Annotated in this window: 23 protein-coding genes; 17 read left to right on the top strand and 6 right to left on the bottom strand. The window is 51.8% G+C overall.

From position 1 onward, the window contains the following. Positions 1-13 precede the first annotated feature (13 nt). The 3 genes from VGN67_RS04290 to VGN67_RS04280 form a co-directional block, all read right to left on the bottom strand. Positions 14-2596, bottom strand: a complete 2583-nt coding sequence (locus VGN67_RS04290) for a cation-translocating P-type ATPase (protein ID WP_327485538.1) — start codon at positions 2594-2596, stop codon at positions 14-16. A gap of 179 nt (positions 2597-2775) precedes the next feature. After that, positions 2776-3882, bottom strand: a complete 1107-nt coding sequence (locus VGN67_RS04285) for a lactonase family protein (RefSeq protein ID WP_327485537.1) — start codon at positions 3880-3882, stop codon at positions 2776-2778. Between the two features lie 58 nt (positions 3883-3940). Further along, entirely contained in the window at positions 3941-5164 is a 1224-nt protein-coding gene (locus tag VGN67_RS04280) for an ABC transporter permease (protein WP_327485536.1), read from the bottom strand. A gap of 93 nt (positions 5165-5257) precedes the next feature. Between VGN67_RS04280 and VGN67_RS04275 the strand changes: the two genes are divergently transcribed. From VGN67_RS04275 to VGN67_RS04225, 11 genes are all read left to right on the top strand, one after another. Beyond that, the gene (locus tag VGN67_RS04275; RefSeq protein ID WP_327485535.1) at positions 5258-5596 is read left to right on the top strand and encodes a tRNA-binding protein; all 339 of its coding nucleotides are present in this window, start codon (positions 5258-5260) and stop codon (positions 5594-5596) included. Positions 5597-5749: 153 nt separating this feature from the next. Next, complete coding sequence (locus VGN67_RS04270) at positions 5750-7984, top strand: heavy metal translocating P-type ATPase (protein WP_327485534.1); 2235 nt, start codon at positions 5750-5752, stop codon at positions 7982-7984. A gap of 133 nt (positions 7985-8117) precedes the next feature. Beyond that, entirely contained in the window at positions 8118-8324 is a 207-nt protein-coding gene (locus VGN67_RS04265) for a hypothetical protein (protein ID WP_327485533.1), read from the top strand. Between the two features lie 171 nt (positions 8325-8495). Further along, entirely contained in the window at positions 8496-8945 is a 450-nt protein-coding gene (locus VGN67_RS04260) for an HYC_CC_PP family protein (protein ID WP_327485532.1), read from the top strand. Positions 8946-9064: 119 nt separating this feature from the next. Next, positions 9065-11290, top strand: a complete 2226-nt coding sequence (locus VGN67_RS04255; RefSeq protein ID WP_327485531.1) for a TonB-dependent receptor — start codon at positions 9065-9067, stop codon at positions 11288-11290. A gap of 36 nt (positions 11291-11326) precedes the next feature. Further along, complete coding sequence (locus VGN67_RS04250; protein ID WP_327485530.1) at positions 11327-11893, top strand: helix-turn-helix transcriptional regulator; 567 nt, start codon at positions 11327-11329, stop codon at positions 11891-11893. A gap of 40 nt (positions 11894-11933) precedes the next feature. Continuing rightward, positions 11934-12209, top strand: coding sequence for a heavy metal-binding domain-containing protein (locus VGN67_RS04245; RefSeq protein WP_327485529.1), 276 nt, complete (start codon positions 11934-11936; stop codon positions 12207-12209). Between the two features lie 60 nt (positions 12210-12269). Beyond that, on the top strand, positions 12270-12629 hold the full coding sequence (locus tag VGN67_RS04240; protein ID WP_327485528.1) for a heavy metal-associated domain-containing protein: 360 nt from the start codon (positions 12270-12272) through the stop codon (positions 12627-12629). A 230-nt stretch (positions 12630-12859) separates the two neighbouring features. Beyond that, positions 12860-14263 (top strand): hypothetical protein, encoded by a 1404-nt coding sequence (locus VGN67_RS04235; RefSeq protein WP_327485527.1) that lies wholly within the window; start codon positions 12860-12862, stop codon positions 14261-14263. A gap of 103 nt (positions 14264-14366) precedes the next feature. Next, entirely contained in the window at positions 14367-15680 is a 1314-nt protein-coding gene (gene kynU, locus VGN67_RS04230) for a kynureninase (protein WP_327485526.1), read from the top strand. Between the two features lie 53 nt (positions 15681-15733). Further along, a complete protein-coding gene (locus VGN67_RS04225) occupies positions 15734-15889 on the top strand; it encodes a hypothetical protein (RefSeq protein ID WP_327485525.1) in 156 nt (51 codons plus the stop codon). 20 nt (positions 15890-15909) lie between these two features. On the opposite strand, the gene VGN67_RS04220 is transcribed toward VGN67_RS04225, so the two are convergent. Next, positions 15910-16797 carry an alpha/beta hydrolase gene (locus VGN67_RS04220; RefSeq protein ID WP_327485524.1) on the bottom strand — a complete coding sequence of 296 codons (888 nt, stop codon included), beginning with the start codon at positions 16795-16797 and terminating at the stop codon, positions 15910-15912. A 551-nt stretch (positions 16798-17348) separates the two neighbouring features. Here VGN67_RS04220 and VGN67_RS04215 point away from each other — a divergent pair. From VGN67_RS04215 to VGN67_RS04190, 6 genes are all read left to right on the top strand, one after another. Continuing rightward, positions 17349-17762 carry a DUF2511 domain-containing protein gene (locus tag VGN67_RS04215; RefSeq protein ID WP_327485523.1) on the top strand — a complete coding sequence of 138 codons (414 nt, stop codon included), beginning with the start codon at positions 17349-17351 and terminating at the stop codon, positions 17760-17762. A 248-nt stretch (positions 17763-18010) separates the two neighbouring features. Then, entirely contained in the window at positions 18011-19093 is a 1083-nt protein-coding gene (locus VGN67_RS04210) for a sensor histidine kinase (protein ID WP_327485522.1), read from the top strand. Between the two features lie 12 nt (positions 19094-19105). Further along, complete coding sequence (locus VGN67_RS04205) at positions 19106-19894, top strand: LytTR family DNA-binding domain-containing protein (RefSeq protein WP_327485521.1); 789 nt, start codon at positions 19106-19108, stop codon at positions 19892-19894. Positions 19895-20120: 226 nt separating this feature from the next. Beyond that, the gene (locus tag VGN67_RS04200; protein ID WP_327485520.1) at positions 20121-20756 is read left to right on the top strand and encodes a hypothetical protein; all 636 of its coding nucleotides are present in this window, start codon (positions 20121-20123) and stop codon (positions 20754-20756) included. Between the two features lie 64 nt (positions 20757-20820). Further along, positions 20821-22062, top strand: coding sequence for a hypothetical protein (locus VGN67_RS04195; protein ID WP_327485519.1), 1242 nt, complete (start codon positions 20821-20823; stop codon positions 22060-22062). A 251-nt stretch (positions 22063-22313) separates the two neighbouring features. Continuing rightward, the gene (locus VGN67_RS04190) at positions 22314-23213 is read left to right on the top strand and encodes a bile acid:sodium symporter family protein (RefSeq protein WP_327485518.1); all 900 of its coding nucleotides are present in this window, start codon (positions 22314-22316) and stop codon (positions 23211-23213) included. A 29-nt stretch (positions 23214-23242) separates the two neighbouring features. Here VGN67_RS04190 and map read toward each other — a convergent pair whose 3' ends face one another. Then, positions 23243-24007, bottom strand: a complete 765-nt coding sequence (gene map / locus VGN67_RS04185) for a type I methionyl aminopeptidase (RefSeq protein WP_327485517.1) — start codon at positions 24005-24007, stop codon at positions 23243-23245. 188 nt (positions 24008-24195) lie between these two features. Beyond that, the gene (locus tag VGN67_RS04180; RefSeq protein WP_327485516.1) at positions 24196-24930 is read right to left on the bottom strand and encodes a hypothetical protein; all 735 of its coding nucleotides are present in this window, start codon (positions 24928-24930) and stop codon (positions 24196-24198) included. Between the last annotated feature and the right edge of the window lie 163 nt (positions 24931-25093).

Here is a 25093-nt window from a genome sequence, read left to right as displayed (position 1 = left end):
TACTTATCATTGGTCACTGCTCACTGTTAAGCCTCCGGCGCTTTACCCACTTCTCTACTTCAACAGTGAAGAAAATAATACTTGAGATGGCTACGCAGAGACCTAACTCCGGCCAGGTCAGAGCCTGGGTATGAAACAGATCCTGCAGGAAGGGTACATAAATAACCGCCAGCTGAAGGAGCAGGGTAAAAGCTACTGCGGCGGCCAGTTGTTTGTTACTGGAAAGGCCCTGTTTAAAAAGGGAAACCGTATCGCTGCGGATAGCGAGGGCGTGGCCCATCTGACTCAAAGAGAGTACCGTAAACACCATCGTCTGCCACTTGGGATTATCCATCTCCATACTCCAAACCTGCGTACCGAGGCAGATGGCGCCCATCAGCAGCCCCACCCAGCCAATGTGTACACTGAGGCTGCGGTTGAAGATACCTTCGCGGGTACTTTGGGGCGGACGCTTCATGGTATTTTTTTCGACGGGCTCGGCGGCCAGCGCCAGTCCCGGTAGTCCATCAGTGACCAGGTTGATCCAGAGGATGTGAATGGGGAGCAGGGGAATGGGCAGCCCCAGCACGGGCGCCATAAAAATAGTCCAGATTTCGCCCGCGTTGCTGGTTAGGGTGTACTTGATGAATTTACGGATGTTATCAAAAATACGACGTCCTTCGCGTACGGCTTTCAGGATGGTAGCGAAGTTGTCGTCCAGCAGGATCATGTGGGAGGCCTCCTTGGTTACGTCGGTACCGGTAATACCCATGGCTACGCCTATGTTGGCTTTTTTGAGGGCGGGGGCGTCGTTGACCCCGTCGCCGGTCATGGAAACAAAGTGCTCCTTCTTCTGTAAGGCCGTCACGATTTGCAGTTTCTGCTCGGGCGATACCCGGGCGTATACCTTGATGGACTCAACCTTGTCTTCAAACTCGGACTGCGGTATTTTCCCCAGCTCCCGACCCGTCACGACCAAATCCTGGTCGCTGCGCAGGATACCTACCTGAGAAGCGATGGCTTTGGCCGTAGCCGGATGGTCACCCGTAATCATAACGGGGGTGATACCCGCACCATAACATTCGGCGATGGCTTCTTTGACCTCCTCCCGCGGCGGGTCAATCATGGCGACCAGACCAACGAACTCCAGGTCGGCTTCGATGGTGTCCGCATCCGGTGCGGCGGGCTTGGTATCAAGTACTTTATAACCGTAGGAGATGACCCGCATTCCCTCCGCCGCCAGCTCCTCGGCCTGTTTTAATATCGGCCCCGGCTCCTGTTTAGACACATCGTCCATGGCCTCCGCAGCTCCCTTGGTCACAACCAGGTACTTGTCCCCAAACTGATGGATGGTACTCATCCGTTTGCGGGTCGAGTTGAAGGGTACTTCATCTACCCTCGGGTACTTTTTGATCCACTCTACCAGGTACCCTTCGTGATTTATAACGTACTCTACCAGGGCTATTTCCGTAGGGTCGCCCAGGTGAAGCCCCTTTTCGTCTTTTTTAACATCATGATTCAGACTGATGCAGAGCAGCAGCATACTTTCTTTGGTCAGGTTGTCCTGCTGAGGTACTTCTATCTGATCGGGTTGCCACGACTCCTGAACGGTCATCTGGTTCATGGTAATGGTACCCGTCTTGTCCGAGCAGATATAGGTAACCGAGCCCAGGGTTTCCACGGCCGGTAGCTGCCGGATCAGGGCGTTTTGTTTCACCATACGCTTGGCTCCCATCGCCAGCGCAATGGTGACTACGGCGGGCAGGGCCTCGGGAATGGCCGCCACGGCCAGGGAGATAGATGTCAGGAGCATCAGGAGCGGGTCTTCGCCCCGCAACAGGCCCATGCCGTAGAGCAGGGCGCAGATAACCAGCACAATGACCGAAAGCTGTTTGCCAAACTTGGCCAGCCGCTTCTGAAGGGGTGTCTGACTTTCGCTTTCCTGCAGGAGCTGGGCAATGCGGCCCATCTCGGTCTGCATACCCGTGGCTACCACCACGCCTTCGGCCCGTCCGTCCTTGACAATGGTTCCCTTGTAGACCATGTTAACCCGGTCGCCCAGCGGCAGGTCCTGTTCCGCGAGGGCATCGGTTTGTTTTTCGACCGCTTCCGATTCACCCGTCAGCGAAGCCTCTTCCACTTTCAGAGATGAGGCTTCGTAAAGCCGCATATCGGCCGGAACCAGGTTACCGGCTTCCAGCAGTACTACGTCACCAGGTACCAGGTTCTGGGCCTCGACGCGGGTTTCGGTACCTCCCCGCCGCGCCAGCGCCAGCGGAGCCGACATATTGCGCAGGGCTTCTATGGCTTTTTCGGCCCGATATTCCTGCACAAAACCGATGATGGCATTCAGGACAACTATAACCAATATCACGATGGCGTCGCTTACATCCCCGACCAGCACCGATATAACCGCGGCCGCCATAAGGATCAGGATCATGACGTCCATGAACTGATTGATAATGAGCTTCCAGACCGACTTTTGGGAGGTGCCCTGTAACTCATTCTGGCCGTACTTTTCCAGCCGCTCCCGGGCTTCGTCGTTGGTGAGGCCTTCTTTTTGGCTATTTAATTCTTTAAAAACATCGTTAAAATCCGATAGGTACCAGTTGTTCATAGGGTGGTCTGGAAAAGTTGGTTAGGCCCATGTACCAGCAAAAAAAGCTGGCGAATTTTTCAAACTATCGTCCCCTCAAACTGCAAAAGCCTCACACGCTAAACGCTGAGGCTTTTGGGATTGTTTGTAAAGTAGTTGTTTCCCGGACAGACTTCTGTCCAATTCATCCAGAATATGCTTTACTTCAAAAACTCAATACAGGTAGGTGTGGCCACCTGCAGGCTCTTCTCCCTGAATGTCATCTTTCCCGTTTTTTCATCCACACTATACACCGCCAGGTCGTTGGTATTCATGTTGGCCACGAGCATGTACTTGCCGCTGGGGTCGATGTTAAAGTCGCGGGGTGTATCAATGGATTGGGTAGCGTGTCCCACTTCTTCCAGACCACCGTTGTCGGTGATCCGATAGCCTGTAATACCGTTGTAACCCCGGTTGGATACGTACACGAACTTGCCGTTGGGATGCAGCCGGATTGCGGCGCCCTTGTTGTCTTTCTTAAAATCGGCGGGTACTGAATTGACAGTTTGAATAGGTTTCAGGACTCCTTTATCATCAATAGAAAAAGAAGTAACAATAGGCTCCATCTCGTGCAGGACAATCAGGTACTTGCCCGAAGGATGCGCTACAATATGACGAGGACCAGCACCGGGCTTGGACTCAAAGTACTTCTGGGCCGGGTTAGGTGTAACCTTGCCCGAGTTGGCATCCACCACGTAGTTCATTACCCGGTCGGTACCCAGGTCGGCTACGTAGAGGTACCTGCCGTTGGGCGAAGGAATGGCGCTGTGCGCGTGGGGCTTTTCCTGACGGGATTTGTCGGGGCCGCTGCCGGTATACTGATCGGTGGCGGAGGCGGGTTCTAAGGTACCATCTTTTTTAACCGGATAAGCAGCAATGCTACCGCCGGTGTAGTTGGCCAGAAAAGCCATCTTACCCGACGGATGTACAGAGACATGGGCCGGATTCTGACCTTCCGACGACTGGCTGTTGATTAGTTTTAGTTGTCCGTCAGCACCTACAGACAGCGAGACGATTTTATTCTCCTGCGTAACCGCAAATAATGTTTTCTGGTCGGGCGACAGGCTGATATAGCCCGGACCTTTCAGCTCGGCAAAGGTACTCTTTGTGGTAATTTTGCCGGTTTTCAGGTCCAACTCACAAAGTGTAATGGGCGAGTTGCCCTCTTTTACCAGCGATCCGATATAAAATTGAACAGTATCGTTTTTCATTGGAATGAATGCAAGGCTTGAAAAAAGAACAAAGGTCAGCGCGAGTAGCTTTTTCATAGATATTTGGAATAATTTCGGTTGTCTATCCTGTTAAAACGGCACACTTATCCTAAATCTACTCTCGGCGGATTGCTTCGACCGGGTCCAGGCGGGCGGCGCGCAGGGCAGGATAAGTACCAAAAACAACTCCAACTACTACAGCAATGACCGAAATGACTAAAAAAGTATTCCAGGTGTAAGCGGCCTGAAAGGGTACTTTGGTGAGGGCTTTCACAATAGGAATAACGGCCATAGTACCCAGTACACCCATGATGAGGCCCAGCAGACTTCCAAAGGTAGAGATGGTCACGGACTCCGACAGGAACTGCAGCAGGATGTCCCGCTTTTTAGCCCCCACGGCTTTTCGGACGCCGATTTCGGAGGTGCGCTCCGATACCGAAATGAGTAGTACATTCATAACGCCAATACCGCCCACTACCACCGATATGCCCACAATCAGTCCCATAATAACCCGGAACAGCAGGAATCCCTGGGCGGCTTGCTTCACCCGGAAATCGTTGGTCATTACCTGAAAGTCTTCCTTCCCGTTCGGCATATTTTTTTGCAGCCACGCTTCGGTTTGTTCTTTCAGCGCGGGTACGTCCTCCACGTTTTTTGCTTCCAGCCCGTAGTCAACCCGATTGGCACGTATCTCGGCTTCTGACAGCAGGGAAATAGGAAAATAAACCTGCGCCCGCCGGGTACTATCGGATTCGAGTACGCCGATGATGGTCAGCTCCTGGTCGCGAACCCGTACTTTTTTACCAATCAGCCCTGATGCGGCTCCGGTACCTGCCTTACGGGCGAAGGTTTCATTGACCACCGCCACCCGGCGCAGGCTGGTCAGGTCAGCGTCGGTGAAGTGGGTGCCATGCAGTAGTTTGTGGTTGGGTTCCAGTCCCGGCAGAGACCCGCTAACGACCGTACCAATGCGGTGAGTGTCGCCCGGCATACTTACTTCCATACCCTGATTGGTAATCATGTACTTTTCACTGGGCAGGGTGAAGGAAGCGTGCAACTGGCCCATTTGGGTATAGGTCAGGCGGGGAATGGTATCTTTCTGGACCCGTACGTCATTGACAACCTTATCGGGTTTGGCCACGATAAAGACGGCTTTTAGAGAGGTCGTTTTATTGATTTGCTCGTTGGCGTACTGCTCCATGCCGTCAATCAGCGACAGGATCCCCACCAGCGAGGCTACCCCGATGACAATTCCGAGCACCGAGAGTACCGTGTGAAAAAAGCGGGCGCGGATATTTTGAATGGCCGACGAAAAGGAAATAAGAGTCTTCTTCCACATACTGGTAGGAGGATAAGTGTGAGGTACCAGGTACTAGTTGGGAGAATCTTGCTACATTTCCAATTTAATTGGTACGAACGTAACTTTTTATCCATGAACACCATCAACTGGCAGGATTTTGAGAAAGTAGACCTCCGGGCGGGTACCATCCTGCGGGTAGAAGATTTTCCCAAAGCCCGCAAACCCGCCTACCAGCTCTGGATTGACCTGGGGCCGGAAGTAGGGACCAAACGCAGCTCGGCCCAGATTACCACGCTCTATACCAAAGAGGAACTGGTCGGCCGGCAGGTACTTTGTGTGGTGAACTTTCCGCCCCGGCAAATCGCTACCTTCATGTCTGAGGTACTTACTACGGGCTTCGTATTACCCGACGGGGAGGTTATTCTGGCGCAGCCCGACCGGCCGGTACCCAACGGCACCCGCCTGGCCTGATGGGGCAGCGCCGCGCCCAATACCCAAAATCATGTAATGCCTGTCCTTAATTCTGTAATCCTGGCTGAACAGGTAGGTAGTACCTTTGTGTTATTAAAGTCCCCCTCTCCTCGAGGGAGAGGGGCGGAGGGGTGAGGTAAAACACAAACAACTATGGAAACCGCAACAAAACCTACCAGCCTGAAAGTAACGCTACCCGTCACCGGCATGACCTGTGCGGGTTGTGCCGTAAGCGTGGAGTCCATGCTGAAGCATACCGCCGGCGTAGCCGATGCCGGCGTGAACTTCGCCAACCAGTCGGCCTGGGTCGAATACGAACCTTCGGAAGTGACGCTCCCCGAACTGGACAAGGTACTACAGGGAGTCGGCTACGGCTTTATATTAACCGCCGAAGAAGACGAGGCGCTGGCAAAGCAGGAGGAAGTGCAGCATGAGCATTACCAGCAACTCCGCAGGCGTACCATCTGGGCGGGGGTACTTACGCTGCCGGTGGTAGTAATCGGGATGTTCTTTATGGATATGCTCTACGGCAACTACATCATGCTGGCGCTCACGCTGCCGGTACTGGTGGTACTGGGGCGTGACTTCTTCATTAACGCGGGAAAGCAGGCCCGTCACGGCAAGGCCAATATGGATACCCTGGTGGCGCTGAGTACCGGTATCGCCTTCCTGTTCAGTACCTTCAATACCTTTTACCCGGAGTTCTGGCACGCCCGGGGTCTGCACCCGCACGTGTACTTTGAAGCAGCAGCGGTGATTATCTTCTTCATTATGCTGGGAAAGCTGCTGGAAGAGCGGGCGAAAACCAATACCTCCGACGCGCTGAAAAAACTGATGGGCCTGCAACCCAAAACCGTGCGGGTAAGCCGGCAGGGTGTGGAAAGTGAGGTGCCCGTTAAGGAAGTACTCCTCGGGGATGAAGTGGTTATCCGGTCGGGAGAAAAGATTCCGGTGGATGGCAAGGTCGTCAGCGGGCAGTCGTACGTGGACGAAAGCCTCATGACCGGCGAACCGGTACCGGCCGAAAAGAAAGCCGGAGAAAAAGTATTTGCCGGGACCATCAACCAGCAGGGGAGCTTCACTTTTATTGCGGAGAAAGTAGGGAAGGATACTGTACTGTCGCAGATAATACGGACCGTACAGGATGCGCAGGGAAGTAAAGCACCCGTCCAGCGACTGGTTGATAAAATTGCCGGAGTGTTTGTGCCCGTCGTGATTGGCATTGCGCTGCTGACTTTCGTCGCCTGGATGATTTTCGGGGGAGAAAACGCGCTTACTCATGCGCTGCTGGCCTCGGTGTCAGTACTGGTCATTGCCTGTCCGTGTGCTCTGGGGCTGGCCACGCCTACCGCCATTATGGTGGGCGTAGGGAAGGGGGCCGAGAACAATATCCTCATCAGGGACGCGGAAAGTCTGGAAAAAGCCCACGAAGTAAATGCCGTCATTCTGGACAAAACCGGTACCCTTACGCAGGGCCACCCGCAGGTGACCGACTGGCACTGGCTTGAAGGATTAAGTACTACTGAACGCCACGCCGCCGCTATCCGGGCCATTGAGGCCCGCTCGGAGCACCCGCTGGCTCAGTCGGTGGTGAACTTTGTGGACGTGGCGGAAGAAGTTAAAGTTGAGAGTTTTGAAGCCATAGTGGGCTCGGGCGTACAAGCCGAAGTGGGAGGCGAGAAGTACCTGATTGGTACCCTCTCGTTTCTGGCAGCTGAAGGTGTCATGCTCTGCGCCGACCTGGACGCTTTGGCCGAAAAGCTCCGCCAGCAGGCCCGTACTGTTATCGGGGTAGGCTGGCAGAACCAGCAGATTGCGCTGATTGCCATTGCCGACCAACTCAAGGAAACCTCCGCCGAAGCCGTCCGGAAACTGCAGCAACAGGGCATTGAGGTATATATGCTGACGGGTGACAATCCCCAAACCGCCGCCGCCGTAGCCAGGCAGGTAGGTATCAGTCAGTACCAGGCCGAGGTAAAACCGGACGATAAAATGCAGTTTGTAAAAGAGCTGCAAGGCCGTGGCAAAACCGTCGCCATGGTGGGGGACGGTATCAACGACTCCCAGGCGCTGGCGCAGGCTGATGTGAGTGTAGCTATGGGCAAAGGCTCCGACATAGCCATGGACGTAGCCAAAATGACCCTCATCACCTCCGACCTGCTGACCTTGCCCAAAGCGCTGAAACTTTCCCGCCGGACCGTACGAACAATCCGTCAAAACCTGTTCTGGGCCTTTATCTATAACCTGATTGGCATACCCATTGCCGCCGGAGTACTATACCCCATCAATGGATTCCTGCTCAACCCGATGATCGCGGGAGCGGCCATGGCCCTGAGTTCCGTATCCGTGGTGACCAATAGCCTGCGCCTGCGTAGTCAGAAGTTGTAGTACCTTAAAAGCCCCAGCGGGGCGACTAATTTTGTAGCCTCGTAGAGGCGACCGATCTTGTAGCCCAACGGGCGCCATTTCGTTAAATAAATTTTTAACCATAAAGCCCCAGCGGGGCGATTGATCTTGTACCATGGAAACATTAAAATTCAAAACCAATATCAAATGCGGGGGCTGTATTGCAACCGTTATGCCTCACCTGAACGCCGACGAGGCTATTAAAAACTGGGAGGTCGATTTACAAAGTCCGGATCGAATCCTGACGGTTGATACCGATAAGTCAGCCGACGAAGTAGCCGAGTTGGTGAAAGAAGCCGGATTTACTGCCGAGCCGGTCTGAGCAGGGAACAGGCTGATGAGGAGCAGTTAAGCTGCTCCTCATCAGCCAAAAAATAACAATAGAATCATTGTAAATATACCATTAAGTAAGTACCTTCGTGCAGTCTCGAATAGGGAAAGCTAATTTCAGTCTTACAACTAAAAGCTATTACCTGACGGCTATCAACTAATCATGAAAAACGCACTTTACAAAGGATTTACACTATTTATGGCCATTCTGGTGCTGATGACCAGCACGGGATTTGGCCTGGTGGAACACCATTGTATGATGCGCGGCAAGTCGTTGCAACTGATGGCGATAGAGACCAATGGAGCGTGTAAGAGTTGCGTAAAAAAGAATGTTGCTCACGTCGGTACCCACAAAACCGTAGTGAAAAAGGCTGATTGCTGCAAGGAAGAACAGAAGTACCAGAAGGTAGATTTTGTTTCCTCGTTTTCTCAGCTCCTGGCCAAAATCCTGAAATCCTGCGCTGAGGCGGTAGGTTTTGCGGTGAAAGCCATCATCTTTTCCATCGCCGACTTTCTGCTACCGACTTCTTCCGGTTCCTCGGTTGTTCATTCCTTTTCTTCCTTATTTCACGGGCGAAGTATGCTTTCGTTCGTCCAGTCCTTTCTGATTTAAGCGCGTTGATTAGTAAGTAAAATTCAGGTTCGGGATGTACTGGAAAGTCTCCTTACTACCTGCATAACCGTGGTTTTCAAATCACGTACAACTTATTATCAACAGACTTACATACCATCATGTATAGATACATTTTAGGCGGACTACTGGTCCTGCTTGCCGGCGTGGCGGAGGCGCAGCGCGTCAGCGGTACGGTGTACGAACAAAGTGCAGCCGGTACCGACAAAGTACCCCTTATCGGAGCCAGTGTGTACTGGGCCGGTACTACCCTGGGCACCAGCACCGATACCACCGGACAATTCTCAATTCCCCGTAGTACCCAATCCAATAAACTGGTATTCAGCTTTGTGGGGTATGTTAATGATACAATCAGCATAGGAGCCGAAAGTGAAGTGGAAGCCATTCTGCGGAGTGAGCAAACGCTCAATGAGGTAGTTATTCAGGGGAATGCAACTGCTATTGACCGGTTGAACCCCATGCAGACGGAGATTATTACCACCCGGGCGCTGACCAAGGCAGCCTGCTGTAACCTGTCCGAAAGCTTCGAGACCAATGCTTCCATTTCGGTATCGTACGCGGATGCGGTGACGGGCTCCAAGCAGATTCAGATGCTGGGATTGAGCGGTACTTACATCCAGACCAACGTGGAGAATATCCCGACCATCCGGGGGCTGGCAACTACCTTTGGGCTCAATTATGTACCGGGTACCTGGGTGCAGTCGATTGACATTGGAAAGGGAGCGGGCTCGGTAGTGAATGGCTACGAGTCTATGACGGGTCAGATCAACGTGGAGCTACATAAGCCTGACAGTCGCGAAAAGCTGTTCTTCAATACCTACGTCAATAACTTTGGTCGCGGCGAGGTGAACCTTAACCTGGCGCACCAGCTCAACGACAAGTGGAGCACGGGCTTCCTGTCGCACGCCAGTACCCTGCGCAACCGCGTGGACAACAACGGCGATGGCTTCCTGGACCTGCCGCTCTATACGCAGTTCAACGCCATGAACCGCTGGAAGTACCAGGGCGAGCGGGTGATGGCACAGTTTGGCGTGAAAGCGCTGCACGAGAACCGGCTGGGCGGACAGGTAGGTTTCCAGCCCGAAATGCGGGGTACTTCCCGGGCCTATGGCTTTGGTGCCAACGTGAATCGCTTTGAGGTGTTTTCGAAGGTCGCCAAGCTGTTCCCGGATAAGCCTTACAAGGGGCTGGGGCTAATCCTGAATGCCTCCCTGCACGACTCACGCTCGTACTTTGGGTTTACCAACTACGATGGCGTGCAGAAAACGCTGTACGGTAACCTTATTTATCAGTCCATTATTAACAATACCAACCATTCGTTCAAGACCGGACTGAGTTACCTGCTCGACGACTATAACGAACGCTACCGCGATACCACGCTGGCACGTACGGAGTCGGTACCGGGGGCCTTCTTTGAGTACACCTACAATAACCTTGATAAGTTTGTGTTGGTAGCCGGTAACCGCCTGGACTTCCATAACCTGTATGGTACGCAGTTTACGCCCCGCCTGCACCTCAAGTACAGCCTCAACGACAACACCACGCTGCGGGCTTCGGCCGGTCGGGGATTCCGGGTAGCTAATCCGCTGGCGGAGTACTACGGTAACCTGGTAAGTTCAAGGGCAGTGGTTTTCCGGGAGCAGCTCCGGCCGGAGGTATCCTGGAACTACGGTGCCAGCCTCACGCAGGAGTTTGACCTGGGCGGCATGGACGGTAATTTTATCGTAGATTACTACCGGACCGACTTCCAGAACCAGCTGGTGGCGGACTTTGAACATCCCGGCTTTACCTACTTTTATAACCTGCAGGACCGCGCCTTTGCCAACAGTTTTCAGGCCGAACTGAACCTGACGCCGGTAAAGCGTTTTGAGCTGAAACTGGCTTATCGCCTGTTTGACGTTAAGCAAACCATGGGTGAGCCCTACGGAGAGCAAGTACTGCTGCCCCGCATGATGATCAGCCGTGACCGGGTACTTTTCAACGCGGGCTACGCGCTCCCCTACGACAAGTGGAAGTTTGACCTGACGGTACAGTGGAACGGCCAGCGCCGTATCCCGAACCTGGACCCCGGCTACGACCACACTTCGTATGAGAATATGCCTACGGATATTGCTCCGGCGTTCTATAATGTAAATGCCCAGGTAACCCGTACCTTTCCGAAGTGGGACATCTACCTCGGCGGCGAAAACCTGACTGGTTTCCGGCAAATGAACCCGATTGTAGGGGCTAATGACCCGTTTGGGCCGCGCTTTGATGCGGGTTTGGCCTGGGGGCCGGTGGTAGGCCACACTATTTACGCGGGTATTCGTTATAAAATTATCAGATAGTCAGCTCTTAGCTTTACCCAGAATAAAGTACTTAACATGAAGCTACTCATAAAAAATATGGTCTGTGACCGCTGCATCCGGGTTGTCCGGCAGGAACTGGAGCAGCTGGGCCTTCGGGTGGAGGAGGTACGGCTGGGGGAGGTGGAAGTACCCGCCGAGCTGACGCCCCAACAACTGCTGGAAGTCCAGAGTACCCTGGAGAAAAACGGTTTTGAACTCCTGAACGACCGCCGGACCGCCCTCGTGGAGTCTATTAAGACCCTGGTGATTGAGGAAGTTCAGCATCTGAAAGGGAACAAACCGGAATCAATGAATTTTTCCGGGTACCTGGCCGAAAAGACGGGCTACGACTACTCGTACCTGAGTCACCTGTTCTCAACCGAGACAGGTACCACCATTGAGCAGTACCTGATTGCGCAGCGGATTGAAAAGGTAAAGGAGTGGCTTCAGTACGACGAGCTAAGCCTGAGCGAAATGGCCTGGAGGCTGGGCTACAGCAGTTCGGCTCACCTGGCTAACCAGTTCAAGAAGCAAACCGGACAAACGCCCGGCCAGTACAAAAGGGGGGCGACCCCGGCGCGCAAAACCCTGGATCAAGTGTAAATAAACGAACTTTTCACTCATAAAAATCCTTTTGTATATAATGAAAAAGCTCTTATTTCTATTATCTTTCAGTACGTTGGTCGCCTGTAACGGTGGAAACAAAAGCACAGTGACCCAAGCCGTTGAGGAACCCGTAAACAAGGAAGTAGCCGATACCCGGCAGTACGCCTGCCCCATGAAATGCGAGGGCGATAAAACCTACGCCGAGGCGGGCCAATGTCCGGTTTGCAAAATGGACCTCAAGGAAGTAGTCGTGGCCGATATGCACAGTGATAGTACCGGGCACGCAGCCGGGCACGAAGGCCACAATCACTAAGCATTAAACTAGTTATCAAAAATTAAATCTAACGGAGAAATACCATTAAATTCTATTCTCATGAAAGCAACCATTTTTTCAATACTCTTCGCATTTGCCACAACTTTTGGCTTTGCCCAGTCTGATGATAAGGAAAAAGTAGTGAAGGTAAAAACCTCAGCTATCTGTGAAATGTGCAAAGAGCGTCTGGAGCGTAATCTGGGCCTTTCCAAGGGCGTGAAGGGAGCCGATCTTAACCTGGATAACAAGGTAATGACGGTGAAGTACAACCCGAAGAAAACGGACGAAGCTTCCATTAAATCCATTATCGTTAACACCGGCTACGATGCCGACGGAATGGTAGCCGACCAGAAAGCGCACGACAAACTGCCTAAGTGCTGCCGCAAAACCGCGGCTCCCCACAGTGACATGAAGCACTAATCAGTAGTAGAATCCGGATGCAGTCAGATGCATCCGGATTTTTTTGTTTCGGATCAAGCCTTTCTTCCAACTCACCTTTTCCACCCGTACCTTCTTCCTGCTCTGACTAACCGCTGATGGCTTTCTTCGGCAGGAAGGGAGATGCTTTGTTCCTACGTGGGCATAATTATTTAAAGGTAACGGAAGCAAGAGGGTTTAGGGTTAAGTAATTCAAACTTCTTTATTCAACTATGAAAAACAGTACTATACTACTATCAGCCCTTGTTGCTTCGCTTATAGCCACCTTTCCGGCTATCGCCCAGCATGAACATCATCGTCCCGCTACGCCCAAAGCCGATACCGCAGCTATGGATCATTCTATGCACGAAGGGCATACTATGGGGGGAGAAGCGGGTATGCAAATGGGAGGTATGAGGCACATGACGCACGCCTTCTCGCTGAGTCTGCCCATGAACCGCAACGGCTCGGGTACCGGCTGGCAGCCCGACGCTACCCCTATGTATGCTTACATGCACCACGGGCGCAACTGGAACTACATGGTACACGGAAGTGTGTTCCTGCAGTACACCGGCCAGAACATCAATAATAAAGGTAGAAAAGGGTCAGAAGGTATGATAAGCGTACCGAACTGGGTAATGGGAATGGCCCAGCGGCAGGTCGGAGAAAACGGTCTGGTGACCATCCGGAGTATGGTGTCGCTGGACCGGATATTTGACGGCGGAGCGGGCTATCCGCTTCTGTACCAGTCGGGCGAAACCTGGCAGGACCAGCCCCTGATTGACCGTCAACACCCCCACGACCTGATATCGGAACTGGCCATTGGATACACCCAGCGGTTTGGTTCCATGATAGATGCCTCCATTTACGTAGGCTACCCCGGCGAGCCCGCCCTGGGACCCACGGCCTTTATGCACCGGATGTCGGCTTTCAATAATCCCAACGCTTCGCTCGGGCACCACTGGCAGGACGCCACCCATATAACCTTTGGGGTGATAACCGGAGGAGTCCGATACGGCGATTTCAAGGTAGAAGCTTCCCGGTTTACCGGCCGGGAACCCGACGAAAACCGTTTCGACTTTGACCGTCCCCGCTTCGACTCCTACAGCTACCGGGTACTGTATAACCCGTCGGACAACTGGGCCCTGCAGGTATCGCGGGGATTTATCCGGAGCCCGGAAATTTCGCATCCTGATGAGGACGTACACCGCACCACAGCTTCGGCGCAGCACTCAGTACCCTTGCTGGGGCCTACCCGTTGGGTGTCTTCCACCCTGGTATGGGGGCTCAACGACAAGGGCCACGGCCACCGCGAGCATTCGGCCCTGCTGGAATCAAACCTGCAGCTGGATAAGTGGGGCATTTATGGCCGCTACGAATGGATTCAGAAAACCACCGAGGAACTATTTGTGGAGGAACCCGAAGGCTTCGGTCACGACGCGGTATTCCCTGTATCGAGTTTCACCATTGGCGTAAACCGACAGATTGCCAATTTTGCCAATACGCTGCTACAGTTAGGTGGTCAAGCTTCTTTTTATACTCAGGATAATGCGCTGGAGCCTTTTTATGGAAAAAATCCGGTGTCGGCCCAGGTATACCTGCGGCTTACGCCCGGCCTGATGCGAATGGGCATGTAGTCATCAGGTACCTGCTACAAAATGGAGCTACCCGAAAACATCTCGGGTAGCTCCTGGTTTTTTGTATACATTTGCCATCACGCATCAGCCCTAAAACCCACGCATGCACCAGTACCAGAATACCCTCCAGTACGCCCAACAGCAGGATCAGACCGATCCACTCCGTCACTTCCGTAGCCGCTTTCTGATTCCCCAACATACTGATAAGCCCCTGGTCGGCCTGCCCCTGGTCGACCAGCCCCTGACTTACCTGTGCGGCAATTCGCTGGGACTACAACCGGTAGCGGTGCGGGAGGCACTGAACCGGGAGCTGGAAGTCTGGCAGAACCACGGCGTGGAGGGGTGGTTTGAAGGGGAGCAGCCCTGGCTGTACTACCACCGCTACTGCAAGGAACCGCTGGCTAGGATAGTGGGGGCTTTGCCCGCCGAGGTGTGCCCCATGAACAACCTGACGGTGAATCTGCACCTGATGCTGACTTCCTTTTACCGGCCTACCGCCGAGCGTTCAAAAATAGTGACCATCGGGGGCGATTTTCCTTCGGATCAATACGCGCTGGAAACCCACATCAGGTGCCGGCGGTATGAGCCGGACGAAGTACTTGTGGAGGTAAAGCCCAGAACCGGTGAGTACACGCTTCGCACCGAAGACATCCTTCGGACCATTGATACCCACGCCAATGAGCTGGCGTTGGTGGTCATGAGTGGCCTCCACTACTATACCGGTCAGGTACTGGACATGCAGGCCATAACCCACCACGCCCACCAGTTCGGTATACCAGTGGGCTTCGACCTGGCGCACGCGGTGGGTAACGTACCCCTCCACCTGCACGACTGGCAGGTTGACTTTGCCGTTTGGTGTTCCTATAAGTACCTCAACTCCGGTCCCGGTGGGGTATCGGGGATCTTTGTCCACGAGCAGCACCATCAGGAAGAGCTGCCCCGGCTGGCGGGCTGGTGGGGGTATCAGGAGGACCGTCGGTTTGAGATGACAAAGGGCTTTGTACCCATGGCTGGGGCGGATGGCTGGCAACTCAGTACGCCTACCATACTGGCGCTGGCGGTACACCGGGTTTCACTGGCCCTGTTTGAAGAAGCGGGAATGGCCCCCCTCCGGGCCAAAAGCGAGCAGTTGACGGGCTACCTGGAATTTATCCTGCGCGGGATTAACCAAAAGTACGGGAATCCTATTGCTATCATGACGCCTGCCAATATCAGTGAGCGGGGTTGCCAGCTTTCCCTGCTGGTAGAGCGGCGGGGCAAGGAACTCTTTGACAGGCTGGTTGCAGAAGGTATTATCGGCGACTGGCGCGAACCCAACTGCATCCGGCTGGCCCCGACTCCGCTGTACAATACGTTTGAGGAAGTATGGCGGGTAGGGGAGGTACTGGAAGCCTTTTACTCGGGAAGTAAAGGTTAAGTACCTGTTCCATTTAAAATAGTTAAAGCTTATAGCCTAAAGTAAGTCACCAAATGAAAAAGAAAGAGTGTCCATCCTGTGCCATGAATATTGAGGAAGAGGAAAAGACCTGCCCCATCTGCAGTTATGAATTTCCCCGGCAGGCACCCTGGCTCCAGTGGGTAGCCCTACTACTGGTAGTGGTAATGTTGCTGGCCTTTTTGCTTTGACCCGGTAGGTGGTTAACCCGTTACCGGGCCGTCTCCTGCTCTACCAGTTCCACTACTTTCTCGGCTATGAATCCCGGAAACTCTTCCTGTAGAAAATGCTTACTTTCTACGGTGTAGGCTTTTGCCTGAGGGGCGGCCTTCAGGAAGTCCTGTGCGTAGGTATCATAGTCCAGAAAGCGGTCATTTTTACCCCAAATTAGCTGAATGGGGTAAGGAGCGTTGTGAACGGCCGAGTAACACAGGCGGCTGAACCCTTCGGTTTGTTCAAAGTTTCGCATAATTTTCAGAAAGGCTTTTCCGCCATCTTCCCTTTTTAGCAAATCCATGTAGGCGCTGAGTTCGGCCTCGGGCAGGGTGTCCGTGTCTTCTACCCCCGAGTACTTCAGCATCAGTTTCCAGGTGGTGTAGTTCAGGGTTGCCAGTTCGGCTTCGCCCAGCAGCGGCTTTTCAAACGGCCGCATGGGCAGGGGTTTGGTAAAGTTTTTTATATCCAGCATGGAGTTCAGCACGGTAATAGACTTTACCCGCTCCTGATTGGCAGCGGCCAGCGCCAGACCTATGGGCGCACCAATGTCGTGTATGACCAGGTGAAATTGAACAATACCAAGGTGGTCCAGCAGCTTCTGGCAAAGCCGGGCAAAGTTGCTGAAAAGGTACTCAAACTCTTCGGGTCGCGACGACAAGCCTAGTCCAGGCAGGTCGAGGGCAATCCCTCGGTGGCCTTTTGCGGCAATATTATTGACAATGTTCCGGTAGAGGAAAGAAGAGGTAGGTACTCCGTGGATACAGAAAATAGGCTCACCTTCGCCTTTGTCCAGGTAAAAGATTTTAAGACCGTCAATCAGAGCATACTTACCTGATCGCTCGTGCTCATGAATTACTCTTTTTACCATTTCTTCCATTTCCATAGGACTGTTTTTTTAGCTGAATGAATTTTTCTAACCGGGTGTACCTGCCTGGAAAACCTGCTAAAAAACCTGCGCCTGCCCCGACTAGCGGGCTGGGGAAATGGCAATTGGTACAGGTGGTGGACTTAGTTACTAAAAGTACAATTTCAGGCAGCCCCTAAAAGAAAATAAAATCTAAGTACTACCAGTAACAAGAGGATTTGGAAGTAGTTGTACTTGGTTGAAAATCAAAAAAATGAATTTAGTTAAGTGCCTGATGGAAAAAGATGGTCACAGCCGGGTACCTAAACCCCAATTAAGTGGGTAAAATAGTCATCAGGTGAAGTTCCCACTTTATTTTTCTCTCCCTAACCACTACAAACCCAAAAAAGTAGGTGAAAGGAAAAATATAAGAAAAGTACTATTGCGACCTGGTATGTGTACTAATTTGTTCAAAGGGAAATTTAATAATTTTTTAATATCCTTATTTCCCCAATTGGTGGCATACATTTTTTAGGAGGTGTGATGGCTTTGAACGATTTACGGGTTTCCACAGTATTAAAAATGCACTTATGAAAAAGTTATCGTATCCCTTCTTAATAGTTATGGTTGTGTGCTTGGGAGTAGGTGCAAATGATTTATTAAATCATCGGGCTCAACCCTTAAAGATTGAGGGTAAATGGTTGTTTAAAAAAGATTTTGGGCGGCTATGGCCCCTGGCCGAAGACAGCGTTCAGCTGTGTTGCAAGGAGGGTAAGTACCTGTTCCTGCAAACCCGGGACCGTATTTTTGCTATCAACGAAGCCGCCGAAGCTTACGGTCGTGATAAAGGCTGGGAAGTCATTGATAAAATCTGGGTTTTTGATCCGGAGCGGCCCAACCGCAAAATGGACTTATCCGTTATTGTGGATGAGGGTTTGAAGTACTGCGAAAGCAAGTCAGATACTAAACACGAACATTCAATGGCCTTATATACTAATAACTGATTCTGTACCTAATAGAGTATAGTAGTCGTTTTTGGATATACGTCAAGCCGGATCTCGCAGAGGTCCGGCTTACTTGTATTTGGGCGGCGCTGTAACTGAGGATAATTTCTGATATTTTTGGGCTTTATTTCTGTTTTGCTTATTCACATTTCACTGACCGCTTACCTCATTTCATGCATAGGTTGCGGCAGCTCAAACATGATTAGGTAGCAGGTTAACGTTCTAATTGGGAATTTTACAGAATTAAAATGGCAAAGATCAAGCAGTACCTCCGTATGCACTGGTTACGATTTCTTTCCAGGACGAAATGGCAGTTTCTGCTCCTGGTTCCTATGTACGTTATACTTAGCAGCTACTTTCTGGTGGGGTACGCCTACTGGTTTGAGCCACTTTTTTTTCTGCTAGCTACCCTCCTGAATTTCACGCTGGTCAGTACCGTGTTCATCGGCCTCGACTACCTGATTGAAGAAATTGCCAGTACCTTTCCCGAAATCAGCCAAACCTCCACCCGTATCATTATGACCCTCGGCGTGGTATGTACCATTACCCCCATGGCCGTTTGTTTTACGGTTTTTATGTACGATACGCTCCATCTGTTTGGCTATACCTATACTATCGAGTCGCTGGTCAAGCTGCTGCTTATGAACCTGGCGGCCAACCTTATTTCCATTGGAATCTACGAAAGTATTTATTCGACGGATAAATGGAAAAAGAGTATGCTGGAAAAAGAGCAGCTCGAAAAGAGTAATCTGCAAAGCCAGCTGGAAGGTCTCAAAAGTCAGGTAAACCCGCATTTTCTGTTTAATTCGCTGAATTCGCTTTCCTCCCTGATAGCCGATGAGCCCGACAAGGCCGAACGCTTTGTGGATGAAATGTCGAAGGTATACCGGTACCTGCTTCAGACCAACGAAGCCGAACTTACCCCCCTGGCTACCGAGCTACAGTTTATCCAGTCGTACATTCACCTGCTCATAACCCGCTACGGAAAAGGGGTGTCGGTTCAGATTGAAATCGAGGAAAGTTTAAAACAACACTACCTGCCACCGCTCACGCTGCAGCTGCTGGTCGAAAACGCCGTGAAGCACAACATGACGCTGACCAGCAAACCGCTCTTTATTGAAATCAGGACCACCAGCGAAGGCAAGCTAATGGTACGGAACAACCTGCAGAAGCGGATAGTACGAGTGGCGTCCAACCAGGTAGGACTGAGTAACATTTCGTCGAAGTACCGGCTGCTGGCGCAGCGACAGCCGGACGTATCCTCAATCAGCATTGAAGAAACCCCCGAATTTTTTACCGTAACATTACCTTTATTCAACCAACATTACTAAGCGCATATCGCCATGAAGGCACTCATTGTGGAAGACGAGGAACTGGCTGTTCGGAAGCTCCGAAAGCTGCTCCTTGAAGTAGAAGACACCATTGAAATTCTGGCCGATACGGCCGGTATTGAAGAAACCGTAGCCTGGCTGCTAAGCCAGCAGGCGGCCGGTAACCCTCCACCCGACCTGATATTTATGGACATAGAACTGGCCGACGGACAGAGTTTTGAGATATTTGACCGGATTCATATAACCAGCACCGTCATATTTACTACTTCCTACGACGAGTACGCCCTGCAGGCTTTCAAGGTCAATAGTATTGATTACCTGCTCAAGCCGATTCAGCGGGAAGACTTATCCCGGAGCCTGAAGAAGTTCAAAGACCTGCGGAAAACTGCCAGCCAGGCAGTACCGCCCACCATAAACCTGGAAAAGCTACTTCAGGAATTGCAGGGCAAGCATTCAAAAGAGTACCGCAAGCGCTTCCTGGTGAATCAGGGGCAGCGGATGATTTCGGTGGAGGTCAAGGATATTGCCTATTTCTATACCGAAGACCGCTTCGCCTTTTTCAGAACCTGGACCAATCAGAAGTTTCTAGTTGACTACACACTGGATGAACTGGAGAAGTCGCTCGAACCGGAGCTGTTTTACCGGGTCAACCGGGGTATTATGGTATCGCACAGTGCTGTAAAGCAGATTCAACCCTACTATGGCAACCGCCTGTCGCTGGTACTGAATCCGGCCATTGAAAAAGAAGCCCTGGTGAGCCGCGAGAAAGTAAGTGACTTTAAACTCTGGATGGGTAAGTAAGGTACTTGCCTCTAATTTCAAAACAAGCCTCCCGTCAGGAAAGACAGGAGGCTTGTTTTGTTTAGTACAGTTCATCTGCTGTTTTGTACGGTTGATGCTTCCATATTGCGGATTGGTAATTCAGTGCTGGGTTTCACTGCTGAGGTCTCCCATTTTCGTATCAGAATTCAGGCACAAAGCTCTTGCCTGTTGTACTTAATTTACAATTCATTATTATTTACCAGCCATGAAAAAATGTAGTGTATCGGGCCCAGGCCTGCGAGTAAAAATTAAACAGGTACTATTTGTTACCGCTCTTTCCCTGTCCGCTGCTCTGTACTCCTGTGAAGGGCCGGAGGGACAAATAGGTCCGCAGGGGCCGACTGGCCAGTCGGGTGCCCAGGGGCAGCAGGGCCCCAAAGGAGATAAAGGAGATGCCGGCGAAAAAGGAGAGGCAGGTGATAAAGGCGAAGCCGGCAACCCGGCCGGGGCTATTCAGTTCTCGATGGGAGCTTCTATCTCCAATGAGAGCGGGTCATTTGTGGATACCACTGTTATCACCTACAAAAATCTGTCGGCGGTTGAAAAGGGCCTGGTACAAGGCTACGTTAAGTCCCGGAATACCTGGTTTCCAATCCCAAATAAAATCAGGCTTGCGTCAGAGAATGATAATCTTGGGGTAATTAAAGATGTATTGTTTGCCTACCGGCTAGACAATAGTACCATGATTACTACGGTACACGTGTGGGAAGGGGGAGGCCTGAAGTACCAGGTTCAGGACATCAGGGTGGTAATAGTTCCGGCTCAGAATGCCCGCCTGAATGCGGAGGTGGATTTTAGCAACTACGAGGAGGTACGCAAAGCGTATAATCTGCCTGAATAGTGCCCAACTAGCCAATCTGTATCCTTCTAAATTTCAGCCTTTATCCACAGTTTACAATTTAGCCATGAAAACTTTTCGTTTTTCCGCCTTACTAGTAGGGCTAATACTAAACCTGTTTGGCTGCAACCCCGAAACCGATGGGCCGGGACCTGAACCAATTGATCCGGCCGGTAAACCTACCGAAGTTGGCACCCCACAGGGTACCCCCGTCAGTAAAGTAATAGGTACCCAGGGAGGTACCCTTGCTTCCGCCGACGGACTCGTAGAATTGACCATACCGGCCGGTGCTTTAACCCAGGAAACTACCATTTCCATCCAACCCATCAGCAACCACACCCCCAACGGTGTAGGTACTTCCTACCGCTTTATGCCCGATGGACAGCAGTTTAGCAAGCCCGCCAGTCTGAAGTTCAGGTACACCGAGGCCGAAGTGGCCGACAGCGCTCCCGAAGCGTTGGGCATCGCCTACCAGCGCACAGATAAGATTTGGTACAACGTTCCCGGCAAAAGCCTCAATAAGCAAAGAAAGGAAGTAACGGTACCCATGCCGCATTTCAGCGACTGGAGTCTTTTTGAGCAGTTTCATCTGACGGTTGAGTCGGGCAAGACGGTACTTAACTATGGCGAGTCGGCTCAGCTGCAGATCATGGAGCTGGCCCCCCTCACCGGCAGTAAAGAGGAACCCCTGGTACAAAAAACCAGCGGCGCCAACGGCGGCCTGAAATGGTCACTGGTAGGGGGCGGTAGTCTCAAACCTTCGGGAGCCTCGGCTACGTATACAGCTCCCCGTAGTGCTACCCAGCCCAATCCGGTGACGGTTTCGGTAGAGGTGCAGTTTGAGAATAGCCCGGTCAAGCTGATTCTGGTGAAGGAAATTTACATTGGTCTGGGTTTTATCAAACTCAACTTTATGGGGAAAGAGTACGTCTTTACTACCTGCTTTCTGGATGATGAGGAGCTTGCTTTTTCAAATATTGTTGGCGGCACGCCAAATGAAGTATTCAGCATTGATTTTTCAAATGGCCGCAAGGGAGCGTTTCCCTTCTGGTACGAAGGAGACAATGGCAAGTGCCGCATTAGTTTTGAATTTGGTAACGGCCAGCAATTCGACAGTGGCCACGAGTGGTGCAACGGCGAAGACATGGTTGCGAACGGTCAGGTGGTTTTTGAGGAATACGAGAGAGGCAAGTACGCCAAAGGTACTATTTCCGGCAATCTGATTAAATACGAGGATGAATGTACCCGGAGTGGCCCGGCCATCAGTGGCTCTTTCTTCGTAAGAACTTTTGTTCCTCCTACTAAGTAAGCTCAACCCGTGCCACAGTTTAAAACCGTGGCACGGATAACAATCTCGCGGTAGAAATCATAGACCAGTGACACGGTCGTAACACATAAACCGTGGCACAGATAACAACAGATAATGAGCGGTTGCAAGCTCAATCACCGCCCACGGCCTCGGGGAGAATACAGGAAATCAGGAACAGGCAGTAGGTAAAATAGTACCTTTCGTAGCTTTTTCAGTACATTAGGTACTTGTCTACCCAAATCCTACTTTCCATGCAGGCAAATCTGCTTACTGAGTTGTTCCTCCCCCTGGCGCTGGCGCTGATCATGTTAGGCATGGGGCTTTCGCTACTGGTGGATGATTTCCGGCGCATCATTCGGTATCCCAAAGCCATCACAGTCGGTGTCCTGAATCAGATCGTTCTCCTGCCGTTGCTGGCTTTTGGCATTGTGGCCTTGTTCGGACTGGAAACCGAGCTGGCCGTGGGCCTGATCATATTGGCGGCTTGCCCCGGTGGGCCAACTTCAAACCTGATTACGCACCTGTCCAAAGGCGATACCGCTCTTTCTATTTCGCTCACGGTAGTATCCAGCCTTATAACAGTACTTACTATTCCCTTTCTGGTCAATTTTGCCATACTCAGGTACATTCCCAACGGACAGGAACAGGCGCTGCCCATCTTTAAAACCATCGTTTCTGTGCTGGTTATCACTATTATTCCGGTCGCAATTGGCATGGTTCTCCGCCGGAAAGTACCGGCCCTGGCAAACCGGGTGGAGAAGCCGGTTAAACTCCTGTCGGCCGTCTTCCTTTTTCTGATTATCGGCGCCGCTCTTCTTAAGGAAAAGGAAAATCTGGCGGAATTTTTTGCGTTGGCCGGTCCCGCTGCCCTGGCGCTAAACCTGCTGAGTATGTCGGTGGGTTACGGCACGGCCCGCTGGAGTCGCCACGACAAACGTCAGAGTATTACCATTGCCATCGAATCCGGTATTCAGAACGGTACCCTTGGCATAGCCATAGCTACTACCTTGCTTCAAAATCCGGCCATGTCCATTCCTTCGGCTATTTACAGCCTGCTGATGTTCATGACCAGTATCGCCGTTATTTACTGGGGAAACAGAACCGGACTGGCAGTACCCGAAAGTCAGGCCGTACCTACCCCAATGGAATAGTAGCAGACAAGGTACTTTAACGGTGGGTGCTAATCCCAGATTCGGTTTGCTTCCGTCAGGATCACGGGTTGGGCGTCGGTGATGAGAATGGTATGCTCATGCTGGGCTACGAAGCTGCCGTCTTTGGTCACGAACGTCCAGCCGTCGCCCTTGTCGTGGGCGTAGGCGGTCCCGGTCGAAATAAAGGTTTCAATGGCCACGATCGAATTTTTCCGGAACCGCCGATTGTCGGTCTGGTCGTAGAAGCACGGGATTTCGTGGGGAGCTTCGTGCAGGCTCCGGCCCACCCCATGCCCCACCAGATTCCGGATAACGGTATAGCCCGATTTCCGGGCCTCCGTTTCGATCAACCGCCCTACATCGGAAATCTTTACTCCCCCCTTAATTTTCTGAATAGCTTTAAAAAGAATCTTTTTTGAGGTTTCCACCAGCGCGTTGTGGTGGTTGATATCGCGGCCCAGTACAAATGAACCCCCGTTATCGGCCCAGTAGCCGTCCATTTCGGCGGATACATCAATATTGACCAGGTCGCCTTCCCGCAGAATGACTTTGGAGGAAGGTATGCCGTGGGCAATTTCGTTATTGATACTGATACAGGTCCAGCCGGGGAAACCATAGGTTAGTTTTGGGGCCGACCGGGCACCGTATTGTTTAAGTATTTTAGCGCCGTATTCATCCAGTTGTTTGGTAGTCATGTCGGGCTGAGCGTAATCACGCATGAGGCCGAGTGTAGCAGCTACGGCCTCACTGATTTGCTTCATCCCCTCCAGCTCGGTGTAAGAAGTAATTGACATTGGGTATTTTAACAGGTACAGGTGAAAGAGTGAACAACCCGGGTCGGCCCATTCAAAGCACTACCTTATCAGGTAAAAGAGCATCCTGATAAGGTAGTGGAAAGTTATCCTAACTTCCGGAGTATGGCTGGCCCTCCACCTACAAACCGGGCAGAGCGTGTATTGTTCCCGTTATATTATGGCCTTTGCTACGGCACGGCAACCCCCGCTTCGTTTTGCGTACGTTTCTGCACCGGAATGCCCATTTTTCGGTAAGCCTGCTGTAGCAGGGGGTGGGTGGTGTCAGCCATGTAGGAAAGCAGCTGCAGCAGCTCGGTCCGGTAGCGTATGGTAGCAATGGGGGTTTGATCGCCACAAACTATGTACGTATCCTGAGCGTGCTCAATGAGCAGGTCCAGGTCCGAGTACTCTTCTACGGCTTCTTCGGGACTGCTGGCGGGTAACAGCCTTGACCCCACCTGTACTTCAATGGTACAGGCCGAGCCCGGCATCTGGTAGTACAGCGTAAAGCGGTTGCTGTGCTTGTCAAACCGACGGCCAACGGTGAAGCCGGTTTCAATAAGGAAGTCGTGGTTGATTTGGGAATAGCCGGGAATAGTGGAGAGGTAAATCCCCTGTAGGGCGTGCCAAAGCTGTTTTTTTCGGGAATTATCGGTAAGTACTTTGTCCAGGGGGTCAATCAGCAGAAAGGTACTGTCTCCCACCTGGGTACCGGCGTAGGGGGCACTCTCCAGATCATACATAAAACGGGCGAGCGGTACTCCCAGCGACACGAATACTTCGGCCTGGTTAAAGCTCATCAGCCACCGGTAGGGTACCAGCGTAATATCCTCGGCGGCGTAGCCAACACTCTCAAACGCACTATTCAAAAACGCCAGCTCCTCCGGAGTGGCCGGATTGTCATACAACACAATTGTTCTCATTTTTCTAAGGAGGTTTACCTGCTCTAAGAATATGTTTTGGATTGAATAAAACCAATAAAAGGAGTCAGTCGTTAGCTTGTTGAATCTCACCTCAAACAAGCTAAATGAAAGAGAATTTCTCTGAAATGACTGACTCCTGCTGGCAATTTGTCGAAAAAATAAT

Source organism: Telluribacter sp. (assembly GCF_035998675.1).
GTDB lineage: Bacteria > Bacteroidota > Bacteroidia > Cytophagales > Spirosomataceae > Telluribacter.
This window is presented reverse-complemented; position numbering and strand designations above follow the sequence as displayed.

Excerpts from the sequence above, each read along its gene's own strand:
- VGN67_RS04290 (WP_327485538.1), bottom strand. The coding sequence starts at position 2,596 with ATGAACAACTGGTACCTATCGGATTTTAACGATGTTTTTAAAGAATTA.
- VGN67_RS04285 (WP_327485537.1), bottom strand. The coding sequence starts at position 3,882 with ATGAAAAAGCTACTCGCGCTGACCTTTGTTCTTTTTTCAAGCCTTGCA.
- VGN67_RS04280 (WP_327485536.1), bottom strand. The coding sequence starts at position 5,164 with ATGTGGAAGAAGACTCTTATTTCCTTTTCGTCGGCCATTCAAAATATC.
- VGN67_RS04275 (WP_327485535.1), top strand. The coding sequence starts at position 5,258 with ATGAACACCATCAACTGGCAGGATTTTGAGAAAGTAGACCTCCGGGCG.
- VGN67_RS04270 (WP_327485534.1), top strand. The coding sequence starts at position 5,750 with ATGGAAACCGCAACAAAACCTACCAGCCTGAAAGTAACGCTACCCGTC.
- VGN67_RS04265 (WP_327485533.1), top strand. The coding sequence starts at position 8,118 with ATGGAAACATTAAAATTCAAAACCAATATCAAATGCGGGGGCTGTATT.
- VGN67_RS04260 (WP_327485532.1), top strand. The coding sequence starts at position 8,496 with ATGAAAAACGCACTTTACAAAGGATTTACACTATTTATGGCCATTCTG.
- VGN67_RS04255 (WP_327485531.1), top strand. The coding sequence starts at position 9,065 with ATGTATAGATACATTTTAGGCGGACTACTGGTCCTGCTTGCCGGCGTG.
- VGN67_RS04250 (WP_327485530.1), top strand. The coding sequence starts at position 11,327 with ATGAAGCTACTCATAAAAAATATGGTCTGTGACCGCTGCATCCGGGTT.
- VGN67_RS04245 (WP_327485529.1), top strand. The coding sequence starts at position 11,934 with ATGAAAAAGCTCTTATTTCTATTATCTTTCAGTACGTTGGTCGCCTGT.
- VGN67_RS04240 (WP_327485528.1), top strand. The coding sequence starts at position 12,270 with ATGAAAGCAACCATTTTTTCAATACTCTTCGCATTTGCCACAACTTTT.
- VGN67_RS04235 (WP_327485527.1), top strand. The coding sequence starts at position 12,860 with ATGAAAAACAGTACTATACTACTATCAGCCCTTGTTGCTTCGCTTATA.
- kynU (WP_327485526.1), top strand. The coding sequence starts at position 14,367 with ATGCACCAGTACCAGAATACCCTCCAGTACGCCCAACAGCAGGATCAG.
- VGN67_RS04225 (WP_327485525.1), top strand. The coding sequence starts at position 15,734 with ATGAAAAAGAAAGAGTGTCCATCCTGTGCCATGAATATTGAGGAAGAG.
- VGN67_RS04220 (WP_327485524.1), bottom strand. The coding sequence starts at position 16,797 with ATGGAAATGGAAGAAATGGTAAAAAGAGTAATTCATGAGCACGAGCGA.
- VGN67_RS04215 (WP_327485523.1), top strand. The coding sequence starts at position 17,349 with ATGAAAAAGTTATCGTATCCCTTCTTAATAGTTATGGTTGTGTGCTTG.
- VGN67_RS04210 (WP_327485522.1), top strand. The coding sequence starts at position 18,011 with ATGGCAAAGATCAAGCAGTACCTCCGTATGCACTGGTTACGATTTCTT.
- VGN67_RS04205 (WP_327485521.1), top strand. The coding sequence starts at position 19,106 with ATGAAGGCACTCATTGTGGAAGACGAGGAACTGGCTGTTCGGAAGCTC.
- VGN67_RS04200 (WP_327485520.1), top strand. The coding sequence starts at position 20,121 with ATGAAAAAATGTAGTGTATCGGGCCCAGGCCTGCGAGTAAAAATTAAA.
- VGN67_RS04195 (WP_327485519.1), top strand. The coding sequence starts at position 20,821 with ATGAAAACTTTTCGTTTTTCCGCCTTACTAGTAGGGCTAATACTAAAC.
- VGN67_RS04190 (WP_327485518.1), top strand. The coding sequence starts at position 22,314 with ATGCAGGCAAATCTGCTTACTGAGTTGTTCCTCCCCCTGGCGCTGGCG.
- map (WP_327485517.1), bottom strand. The coding sequence starts at position 24,007 with ATGTCAATTACTTCTTACACCGAGCTGGAGGGGATGAAGCAAATCAGT.
- VGN67_RS04180 (WP_327485516.1), bottom strand. The coding sequence starts at position 24,930 with ATGAGAACAATTGTGTTGTATGACAATCCGGCCACTCCGGAGGAGCTG.